This window comes from Deltaproteobacteria bacterium (genome assembly GCA_016930875.1).
Taxonomy (GTDB): domain Bacteria; phylum Desulfobacterota; class Desulfobacteria; order Desulfobacterales.
Map to the genome: position 1 here is coordinate 1 of JAFGFW010000193.1, position 11,200 is coordinate 11,200.

The 11,200-nt window shown below is 49.5% G+C and carries 9 protein-coding genes; all 9 read left to right on the forward strand.

Going from position 1 to position 11,200, the window contains the following annotated elements:
* Window positions 1-634, forward strand: a 634-nt coding sequence (locus JW883_16180; protein ID MBN1843804.1) for a restriction endonuclease subunit S, incomplete at its 5' end; no start/stop codon positions are given.
* A gap of 88 nt (window positions 635-722) precedes the next feature.
* A complete protein-coding gene (locus tag JW883_16185) occupies window positions 723-2,168 on the forward strand; it encodes a DUF4062 domain-containing protein (protein ID MBN1843805.1) in 1,446 nt (481 codons plus the stop codon).
* A 229-nt stretch (window positions 2,169-2,397) separates the two neighbouring features.
* Window positions 2,398-5,679, forward strand: a complete 3,282-nt coding sequence (locus JW883_16190) for a type I restriction endonuclease subunit R (protein ID MBN1843806.1) — start codon at window positions 2,398-2,400, stop codon at window positions 5,677-5,679.
* A 326-nt stretch (window positions 5,680-6,005) separates the two neighbouring features.
* On the forward strand, window positions 6,006-7,133 hold the full coding sequence (locus JW883_16195; protein ID MBN1843807.1) for a hypothetical protein: 1,128 nt from the start codon (window positions 6,006-6,008) through the stop codon (window positions 7,131-7,133).
* Between the two features lie 510 nt (window positions 7,134-7,643).
* Entirely contained in the window at window positions 7,644-8,051 is a 408-nt protein-coding gene (locus tag JW883_16200) for a hypothetical protein (GenBank protein MBN1843808.1), read from the forward strand.
* Between the two features lie 63 nt (window positions 8,052-8,114).
* Complete coding sequence (locus JW883_16205) at window positions 8,115-9,005, forward strand: restriction endonuclease (GenBank protein MBN1843809.1); 891 nt, start codon at window positions 8,115-8,117, stop codon at window positions 9,003-9,005.
* Between the two features lie 38 nt (window positions 9,006-9,043).
* Window positions 9,044-9,718 (forward strand): hypothetical protein, encoded by a 675-nt coding sequence (locus JW883_16210; protein MBN1843810.1) that lies wholly within the window; start codon window positions 9,044-9,046, stop codon window positions 9,716-9,718.
* Window positions 9,719-9,774: 56 nt separating this feature from the next.
* Complete coding sequence (locus tag JW883_16215; GenBank protein MBN1843811.1) at window positions 9,775-10,545, forward strand: hypothetical protein; 771 nt, start codon at window positions 9,775-9,777, stop codon at window positions 10,543-10,545.
* A 317-nt stretch (window positions 10,546-10,862) separates the two neighbouring features.
* The gene (locus JW883_16220) at window positions 10,863-11,144 is read left to right on the forward strand and encodes a hypothetical protein (protein ID MBN1843812.1); all 282 of its coding nucleotides are present in this window, start codon (window positions 10,863-10,865) and stop codon (window positions 11,142-11,144) included.
* The last annotated feature ends 56 nt before the right edge of the window (window positions 11,145-11,200 follow it).

An 11,200-nucleotide genomic window follows, 5' to 3' on the forward strand; every position in this document is an offset into this window, starting at 1 on the left:
CGACCTGATCGAGAACAACCGGCGGCGGATTCAGTTGCTGGAGCAGGCGGCGCGGCTGCTCTACAAGGAGTGGTTCGTCCACCTCCGTTTCCCCGGCCATGAGCATGTCAAAATTAAAAATGGCGTGCCGGAGGAGTGGGAGAACAAACCACTTGGAGAAATCGGGACGCTGAATTATGGGAAAGGTCTTAAAGCCGATAATCGTATCCCTGGTGCTTTCCCTGTATACGGTTCAAGCGGGGTCGTTGGAACTCACGATAAAGCTTTGGTTGAAGGACCAGGAATCATTGTGGGGCGCAAAGGTAATGTGGGAAGCGTTTATTGGTCGGAAAATGACTTTTTCCCAATCGATACTGTTTACTTCATTGATTCAGCATCAAGCAGTTTTTATCTATACTACGCGTTGTTACATACCCAATTCATAAGTACCGATGTAGCTGTGCCTGGATTGAATCGTGATTATGCCCACAGCCGCAAGATTCTCCTTGCTGAAGCAAACATCCGAAGCCTATTTGAAGAACTGGTGAGTCCAATTCATACTCAGATTTCGACAATTCGAAGATACAACGAAATATTGAGCCGTGCGCGTGACCTTCTACTCCACCGCCTGATGAATGGAGACATTACTGTATGAGTGAAACCGTATTCATGAAAGTAGATTATGACCTGAGAACGTTGGTAAACTTTATTGCGTTGTTGACCATCGGCGGAAAGAGATCGTAATGAGCCTGTCTCTCCTCTTCATCAGCAGTGTTCAGAAGGAATTCGCCGAGGAACGGGCGGCCATCCGCGATTTTATTAGGGGGGATGCCCTGCTGAGGCGATACTTCGACGTGTTTCTTTTTGAGGACCTGCCTGCGTTGGACCGGCGAGCCGATGCTGTTTATTTTGACGAGGTCGATAACTGCGGCGTGTATGTGGGCCTTTTCGGAGATGCATATGGCGATGAAGACAAAGACGGCAGATCGCCTACGGAACGGGAGTTTGATCGGGCCACGGAGAAGGGCAAAACGCGGCTTGTCTTTGTTAAAGGACAGGACGACAAGTCAAAACACCCAAAGATGCAGAAGCTGATCCGTCGGGCGGGCTCCCAGCTCATTCGGCAGAGGTTTGCAGAGACTCTGGGCTTGACTTCCGGGCTATATGCCAGCCTGGTGGAACACCTTGAGCGGGTTGGTGAATTGAGAACGTTACCATTTGATGCCTCCGCCTGCCCCAAAGCAGGCATGGACGACATTTCCCTGGACAAGATTGCCTGGTTCCTGGAGACAGCGAAACGGGAAAGAAACTATGCCCTTTCGGCCAAGGCCAAGCGGATGAAGACCCTGGCCCACCTCAACCTTCTGGACGATGGGCAGCCCACGCATGCCGCCATCCTGTTGTTCGGTGGAAATCCCCAGCGCTTCCTGCCGACCTCGGAGGTCAAGTGTCTTCACTTCCATGGCACGGTGGTGCAGAAGCCGATTCCGTCTTATCAAATCTTTAAAGGCACCGTCTTTGAGTTGGTGGACCAGGCCGTGGACTTTGTCATGTCCAAGGTTGCCCGATCCGTTGGCACACGCGAACACGCTACTCAGGCCCCCGTGGAATACGAACTGCCCGGGCAGGCAGTAGCAGAGGCCATTGTTAACGCTGTGACCCACCGGGACTACAGCGATAATTCGAGCGTGCAGGTTATGCTTTTTGCAGACCGGCTTGAGATCTGGAATCCCGGTGAACTGCCCCCGACTCTGACGCCGGAACTCCTGCGGGTTCCCCACGCTTCGATTCCGCGAAACCCCCTTCTTGCTGAGCCGCTTTTCTTGGTACGCTATATCGAAAAGGCAGGGACCGGCACGCTGGACATGATTTCTCGCTGCCAGGAAGCCGGCCTTCCTGAACCCGATTTCGAGCAGCAGGCCGGACAGTGGGTGGTAACCATATGGCGGGATTGGCTGACGGATGCAGTTTTGGCGGGATTCAATCTTAATGAGCGACAAATTGCCGGGATTGCCTGTCTGAGATCGGAAGGACGGATTACAAGCGGAAGGTATCAGAATTTAACGGGAATTAGCCGACAGACTGCAACACGCGACATGGAAGACTTGGTAAAGAGGGGCATCCTTGAACGGCACGGTGAGCGTCGTGGAACTTTCTACGTTAAGGCGAAGAAAATGACTCAAATATGACCCATATGCCTCACAGTAGTGGCAACTTAAATGCCCCGGAAATGCCTCAAATGCCTCATGAGATCGGGCAGCGAACTTGTTTGCGGGCGTTGAATTTTGAATCAGGCAACTAGGAGGACATGAGTCTAAAGGCACCATAAACTGGACATAAAGAGGACAAACAGGACATTCCATCGGCATTGAACGGGCCAGATAGGGGCCAATTGAGTCAGAAACCAAGGATAAGACTATGACAGCCGGTTATTATACCGAAGATACCCTGTGCCAGCAGACGACGGCCGAATATCTGCGCGACGAACTCGGATGGGAGTCGGTCTTTGCCTACAATACCGAGACCTTGGGGAAGGAAGGCACGCTGGGGCGCAGAGATGACCGGGAAGTGGTGCTGACGCGCTATCTCTATATCAAACTGATGGAGTTCAACCCCGGTCTGCCTGATGACGCCTATCGGGATGCTGTCCGACAGATTGTGGAAACCAGCGCCAGCCAGACCATGCTGGCCGCCAATCGGGAAAAATTCGGCCTGTTTAGGGACGGGGTGAAGGTCAGTCTCCGCAACGATGAGGGCGAACTGAAAAAGGAGACCCTCCGGGTTTTCAATTTTGAGGAGCCTGAGAAAAACCATTTCCTGTGCGTGCGCGAACTGTGGGTGCGGGGCGACCTCTACAGGCGGCGGGCCGACATTATAGGTTTTGTCAACGGCCTGCCGCTGCTATTTGTCGAGTGCAAGAATGTACACAAGGACCTGGAAGTGGCCTACACGCAGAATCTTTCAGACTACAAGGACACTATCCCCCATCTATTCCATCACAACGCCATCGTGTTGTTGGGCAACGGAATCGAGGCGAAGATCGGATCACTTTCCAGTAAGTATGAACATTTCGGAGAATGGAAGCGCCTGGCCGAGGAGGAGCCCGGTGCGGTGGACATGGAAACCCTGCTCAAAGGGGTTTGCGAAAAGCGCAACTTCATGGACCTGTTCGAGAATTTCATCGTTTTTGATGACTCGACGGGCAGGCTGGCCAAGATCTTGGCCCGCAATCACCAGTTCCTCGGCGCGAACAGAGCGATCAATGCGGTTAAAACCCGTGAGGCTCGGCAAGGAAAGTTGGGGGTGTTCTGGCATACGCAGGGCTCGGGCAAGAGCTACTCCATGGTGTTTTTCACCCGTAAGGTGCACCGCAAGCTGGGCGGCAATTTTACCTTTCTCATCTGCACGGACCGTGACGACCTGGACACACAGATATACAAAACCTTTGCCGGTTGCGGCCTGGCCGACAACGACAAGGACCCCTGCCGGGCAAGTGGCGGGGATCATCTGCAACAACTTCTGGGTGAACACAAGGCCTATGTGTTTTCGCTGATCCAAAAGTTCAACAAAGACGTGGAAGAGCCATACTCGCCGCGGGATGACGTGATTGTCATCACGGACGAGGCCCACCGCACCCAGTATGGCATCCTTTCTTTGAACATGCGAAACGCGTTGCCCAAGGCCAGCTTCATCGGTTTTACCGGGACACCCCTTTTTAAGGACGACGAGATTACCCGACGGATTTTCGGCGACTATGTGTCTACTTACGACTTTCAACGGGCGGTAGAAGACGACGCCACGGTGCCGCTCTATTACGACGCAAGGGGCGATAAGTTGCAGTTTGTTGATGAAAACGGAAAGAGGCACAAAGTCTCGGCGCCAAAATCGCTGAATGAAAAGATTGCAAAAAAACTTGAAGAACTTGAAATCGAAGATGTGGATGTGCAGCAACGACTCGAAAGAGATCTGAAGCGGGACTACCATATCGTCACGGCGGGAAAGCGTCTCAATCAGGTGGCGCGAGACTTTGTGAAGCACTGCTCGACAGCATGGGAGAGCGGCAAATCCATGCTGGTGTGCATCGACAAGATTACCTGTGTACGAATGTATAATCTTATCAAAGAGCTTTGGCAAAAACGGATCTCAATGCTCGAATCGGATTTGCCCAACGCGAGCGACGAGCAGGATGCCATATTTCGGAGGCGACAGATCGCCTGGATGCGGGAAACACAGATGGCGGTGGTGGTTAGTGAAGAACAGGGCGAAATGGAAAAGTTCAGAAAGTGGGATCTGGACATTACGCCCCATCGGCGACTGTTGAAAGAAGGCTTCGACATCCCGGAGAATCTGCGGGAAAGGCCGGAGTTTGTGGGCATGCGGCGTCTGGACCCGGACTCTGCCTTCAAGGAGGAGGCGCATCCTTTCCGTATTGCCATTGTCTGTGCCATGTGGATGACCGGCTTTGATGTGCCCAGCCTTTCCACACTTTACCTGGACAAGCCGCTCAAGGCGCATACCTTGATGCAGGCTATTGCGCGGGCCAATCGGGTGCATGAGGGGAAGAACAATGGCCTCATTGTCGACTACTGCGGCATTTTGACAAACCTTCGCAAAGCCCTGGCAACCTTTGCCGGCCAGGGGGACGGCGGGCGTGGCGGAGCAGAGGGAGATGGCACCGATCCGGCCAAGCCGGAAAAAGAGCTGCTGGAGGATCTGGCTGAAGCCATTGCACTTGTGCGCTCCTTTCTGGAGGAGCGCGGCGCATCGCTGGACGATATCATGGAGAAAATCGGTTTTGCCAGGAATGCGGCGATTCTGGCGGCAAAGGAAGTGGCTAATGAAAACGACGAAACCCGTAAGCTTTTTGAGGTCATGTGCCGGGAGGTCTTCAAGAAGTTCAAAGCCTGCATCAACAACAAAGGGGTAAATGCCTACCGTAAGGCATACCATGCAGTGAACATCGTCTACCGAAGCCTGCAACAAGATCGGGAGCAGGCTGATATCAGTGACATCATTCGAAAACTCCATGAAGTGGTAGACCAAACCATTGAGACAAGACCTGACGACGCCGGTGAAGATAGGCCTCCCTTCAATATTGCAGGCATAGATTTTGACCTGCTCCGGAAGGAATTCGAACACAGTCCGGCCAAGAAAACCACGGTCCAGAACCTCAAGCAAGCCATCGACGAGAAACTACGGCGCCTTCTGGAACGGAACCCGTTGCGCACGGATTTCCAGAAACACTATGAGGAGATCGTGGCGGCGTATAATCGAGAAAAAGACCGGCAAACCATTGAGAAGACATTTGCGGATTTGCTGAAGTTTGTTCAAGACCTTGACGACGAAGAACACCGCGCCATGCAAGAGGGGCTAGACGAGGAAAGCTTGGCGGTTTTTGATATGTTGAAAAAGTCAGAGCTTAAAAAGCAGCAAATCAAGCGGATAAAGAAGGTTGCCGTCGAACTGCTGAGTACGCTCAAGCGAGAAAAACTCAAAATCGATCACTGGCAGGATAAAGAGTCATCAAGAGACGCCGTGCGCGTTGCCATACGGGATTTCCTCTGGAGCGACGAGACCGGTCTGCCTGTGGATAGTTTTTCCGAGGATGAGGTTAATATCAAGGCTGAAGACGTTTTTCGGCATGTGTACCGTGTTTATCCCACAGTGCCTTCGCCCTACTATGCTGGGGCCCAGGCATGACTTGGGGTCTTGGGGACGTGCTTTAGTCCTATAGTTTTGGCTGACGGCGCCGACGAAACTGAAAATGTGAAGGATGTCCCTAATGTTCTCCTTCAGGCGTTTGTTCCCAGAAGAGCAGATTGCAACAATTGCGAAAGATAATAGAAGAAAGCCTGACTATTATCCAATCGAATGTACGGAAGTTGGCGACAAAACTATTCGGAGTTTAGATCAGGAAACAGTCCTACTGCTCTTGGAGAAACTAAAACATCGGAGAAAGGGACCTTGGAAGGACTTCTGCGAAAAACTCAAGAGGATTCATCGGTAATTACGGAATAGTGAAAAGCATGCCGACTATCACAGCAGAAATCTGGATATCAATGGCTTACCTTGCTCACAGATCTGGCGACCTAAAGTATACCGTTCGAAATCGCGATCTCGTGGAACAGGTGTACCAGTTATTCAACGATAATAGACCGGGGGTTGCAATCCATGTCAGCCAGCACGTGGTTGCTCAGGCAGCTCTCAATACGGGTTATAATAAGTGCTATCTCTCAGAATCTGGTCGAGGAGTCCGGAGATTGTTTGTTCCGGGAGACAAGATTCATCAAAGTAGATCAAGAAATCCACAAGGCTACCCGAGACCAGACGAGGTTCCGGTAGAGTACCAGTATCTTTTGACATGGTATTTGGATAATATACGTTCAATTCAATCTAGTTCATCTCAATCACAGAAGCCAAAACGAACTTATTCCCGGGGATCTGAAGGAGACAGTCGGAATACCCTCTCGTACTTCATTGCAAACTTTGATCGGGCGTACCAAAATTTTTATCAGTCAGATGCTTCGTATAGATATTTCACAGGAGGACCGTGTATTTATTTTCACAGAAAGACGATCGATATATGGATAGAGAATATCGCCCAGGGAAATTCCAGTTATGACTCTCTTCTTGTCGGCGATGAATTCCCAGAGGCGATTTACGCCACCCTGACCGCTTGGGGAATGAACAGGCTCGGAGGAGGGGCGAAACTCAAGGACTACGATGAGTTCAAAAAAAACGTCCTATCCGTAGCGTCCTATCTTGAAGAGGTTAGAGATTTGGACATTATGACGCTTGTTTCAAAAAAAGACGTCATCAACAGAATGTACTCCCGTCTTGATCCTTCAGAAAATGTTATGAACTTGGTCGCCAAATCCAAAACAATGCATCATCTTAACCCAGAAGCATTCCCACCAATTGATAAGCGTTATACTCTGAAGATTCTCAGGGGTCTACATGGAGTTGATCCCGTTCCAACATTGAACGGAATAGATTTTGACAACTACTGGAATATCCTATCATGTTTTCGGACCATTATAGACCGCGTTGGGGAAGCAACAGTTCGAAGTTGTATTGGCAGAAGAATCATGGACACATCAATAACGAAAATCGTGGACAACGCCATTGTCGGATTTTCGAATTTGGATTTTTGAAGAGTTAGAGAGTTAGGGGCAGATCTTTAACCCTTACAATTCAAGTAACCCCGCGGTCAGGGCGGGTCGAATAAGCAAGGCGGAGAGAAAAGGGGGACGTTCTTTACTTTTCAAGTTTTTTGTCGATGAAGTCTTTTGACAAAGTCATCGCGTGCCGGACAGATCAGAGACGAACGCGTGAGGTGCGCTTAATGATTTGATGGTCAGAGAATATACACATCGGAATAAACTTTAAAACCGAAGAAGGCTTGAATTTGGGGTCGGGCCGCGACAACTATCTGACATTGAGAACAAAGACATAGAAATACGGCTTGAAACAGGCCTTAGAGGTCCTTTTTTGTAGGCGAAAAAGCGCTTTTAAGGTTCTGAAGACCAAAAACTCGCACCATTGGTGCGAGAAACCGTACCTGGAGATCCAGAATATTAAGATACGGTGACTCTGTCCTCAAAAGAGATTTGAATGGAAGACTGAAACGCTGTTTTGTAGTTTTCACCAGTCAAGAGGAGATCATGGGTAAAGACATTCAGGTTACGGGGAATATCGGGCTTTATTACACTTGTTACCAACTGTCTCAAATGGGATGGAATGCGATGCCTACGGCCCGCAATGCCCGTGGTGTTGATATCATCGCTTATAACCGTGATTGCAGTCGAATGATAAGTATTCAGGTAAAAACCCTCAGCAGAAGAAATCCGGTGCCTCTTGGCGTCTCCTTGGATAAGGTGATGGGCGATTTTTGGGTAATCGTCAACAATGTGGCCTCTGAGCCCCAAACGTACGTTTTGTTGCCGAAGGAGGTTAAGGCACTCGCCCACCGTGGAGAAAAGAACAAAAAAATATCATACTGGCTTCAGCCGCGTGCTTACGCTGTGGACAAGTTCCACGAGGCCTGGTCTCGTATTGGCAAGCCCAGATAGCGACCAGTGAGGTGTAAGATGGCCAGAAAAATGCCTGTTAATGGACATTGAGAGGATAATACCATGGCTATTCCAGACTACCAAACCATAATGCTGCCTGTGTTGAAGTTCGCATCCGATGGCAAGGACCACGCTTTCCGAGATGCAGTCGATTCTCTTGCCACGGAATTCCGCCTTTCTCTTGAAGAATGCAATGAGTTGCTTCCCAGCGGGAACCAGCCATTATTTAACAACAGGGTCGGGTGGGCGGCCACATATCTTAGAAAGGCGGGACTCATCGATTCTGAAAAGAGAGGATTTTTTAGGATCACAGATCGTGGCAAGATTGTTCTGTCTGAGAATCCTGAAAGGATTGACGTAAAACTTTTGGAACAATTTCCAGAATTCGTTAAGTTTCGCAAAAAAGACCCTATAAAGCCACCCCCTCCATCCGTTATCAACCCAGAAGAACTACTGGGAACAGCCTACCAAGAGCTAAAAGAAAGCCTTGCCTCAGACCTTCTCAAGAACATAGGGGAGTGTTCCCCGTCCTTTTTTGAACGTCTCGTTGTGGACCTGCTCATCAAGATGGGGTACGGCGGGTCTCGAAGGGAGGCCGGACAGGCCATGGGACAATCTGGCGATGGAGGAATAGACGGAATCATAAAAGAAGACAAACTGGGGCTGGACATCATCTACATACAGGCGAAAAGATGGAATGGTACTGTAGGCCGACCAGAGATACAGAAATTCGCCGGAGCGCTTCAGGGACAAAGAGCACGCAAGGGCATATTCATTACGACGTCCAACTTTAGCAAGGAAGCCTTAGATTACGTTAAACATATTGATAGTAAAATCATTCTCATAGACGGTGAAAGGCTGTCGGAATTGATGATCGACCACAACGTAGGTGTATCTCCAGTAGCATCATACGAGGTCAAGAAGATAGATTCAGACTATTTTATCGAAGAATAATGTTGAAATAGGCTTTCAGACGCATCGGAGTACAGCTATTGGGACGGCAGCCGCAAAAACCCGGCAACAAAGGAAGCCTGAAGTGGATTCAAAAGGCCGTAAATGATCGACCTGATCTCTTGGACTTGGCAATCAAGAAAGCTTTGATCCTCCCCGCGTCTGCAAACATCGAATGGGTCTCGCCGCTCAAAAACGACGAATATGCCGAATACCGAGATGGTGCATTCCTGAAACGGCTCGGTGTCGAGTTGAAAAGACGGCCTCTCAAGGATTTCTGGCCGGCTCAGGGGCCTCAATGGGATGCCTTGGGTCGCATTGATGGCAAAGCGTATTTCCTGGTTGAAGCCAAGGCCCATGTTGCGGAGATCATTTCTTCATCCCAAGCGAAATCTCCCGCCTCCATATCACTGATAGGCAAAAGCTTGGATGATACGAGGGCTTTTCTGAAGCTGAGCCCCCATGTCGATCTGACCAAAGGCTTCTATCAGTATGCGAATAGACTGGCCCATCTTTATCTTCTCAGAGAGCTCAATGAGATTCCCGCCTACCTGGTCTTTGTGTATTTCGTGAACGATCCTACCCATATCCCAACCATCAGAGACGAATGGAACGGCGCACTAAAACTGATGCATGCCATTTTGGGTACACACAGACACAAATTTTCAAGGTATGTTATCGACATTTTCATAAACATAGACAAATTAAAAAACTGAGATTAGTTGAAGGTTGGAATCTGCAATCTATTGAGCAAGCTTAGAAGGGTAAGAAGATGAAGCGAAAGAAAAGACCTGATGTATTGGAAGGTGCTCCTCGACTATTTGCGCCCGAAAACGAACTAGGCGTGGTGTTTATATTTGCCCATTTGGCCAAGCGTTGGCGACTTCGAGTTGGGGAAATCAGTGCTGCCTTTCCAGATTGTATCGCATACCAGAAAGTGGCTGGCGGAGAAAAAGAACTCCGAATCGAATTCGAGTACAAATCACGGAATTTCAAGACTCATCGACACCCAGCAAAGAAGTGCGACTGGATCGTATGTTGGGAGCACAACTGGCCTGATGCACCAGAGAACCTAAATATTGTTGAACTCCGCCGAGAGTTTGGGCTCGGTTTCAACGTTTGGATTATGCCTGTCCAGCCAGACAATGCCAAAGATCTGAAGGCCCATAGTCGAGAACCTAAGTGGAGTGTGCCTGGGCAGACACACAAGGGTGATCTGGTATTATTCTATGTTACGAAACCGGAGATGTGCCTTAGATTCGTGTATCAAGCCGAAGATAGGGCGACCCTTCAAAAACCTGATTGGAGTAAAGCCGAAAGGGACTTAATGGCACCGATCCGGAAAATATGCGAGCTAAAGGCTCCAGTCTTCTATGAAGACCTGAAGCGGCATCGGATTCTCAAGACCTCCGGATTTGTGAGATCTCGAATGTTAGGCCGACACAATGCAATGGAGTATTGGCCCTATCTGTACGACACTATCGTCCGCCGGAATCCCTCAGCAAAAGGCAATTTGAGCAAATTCGCTCCCGAACAGTTGTGATTTCGATTTGAAGGAGGGGAGAAAGTTAGGGGACGTCCATGGGGGGGAGTTGGGAGACGTCCATTGGATTATAGGTTTACTTCGCCGGGTCGGACCAAGCTAATGTTTGAGGAGTATGGGGGAGAAGTTGGGGACGCCCTTTAGTTCTACAGTTTTGCTTGACGGCGCCGACGAAACTGAAGATGTGAAGGGGGTCCCTAAGGTTTCTCAATCGATATTTTTCCCGCAATTTGCTATTAGAATGACAAGGGCCAAACCGTTAAACTCAGCTGATGCAAACGTCAGTAGGCATCAACTGAGGAGACATTACCAGACTTATGAAGAAAACCGTCATTTGTCTTTTGCTTGGGTTGGCTGTTCTCATTGGGTACCGCCTACTTGTTGGCACTCCCAATATTCAAAATACAAATCCGTCTGGCGAAAATATCATTTGTTTTGGAGATAGCCTAACCTATGGAACGGGGGCGACTGGAGGGATGGACTATCCTTCCCAGCTGTCCAGCATGATTTCAGAACCTATCATCAACGCAGGTGTTCCAGGGGATACAACCGCCAGTGCCCTTGCCAGACTAGCCTCGATTCCCATGTTAGTTTTTTGACTTAACACCACGTGGCGTTATCCAAAAATGAGTTGCAGTTTTTTCCCTCCCAACCA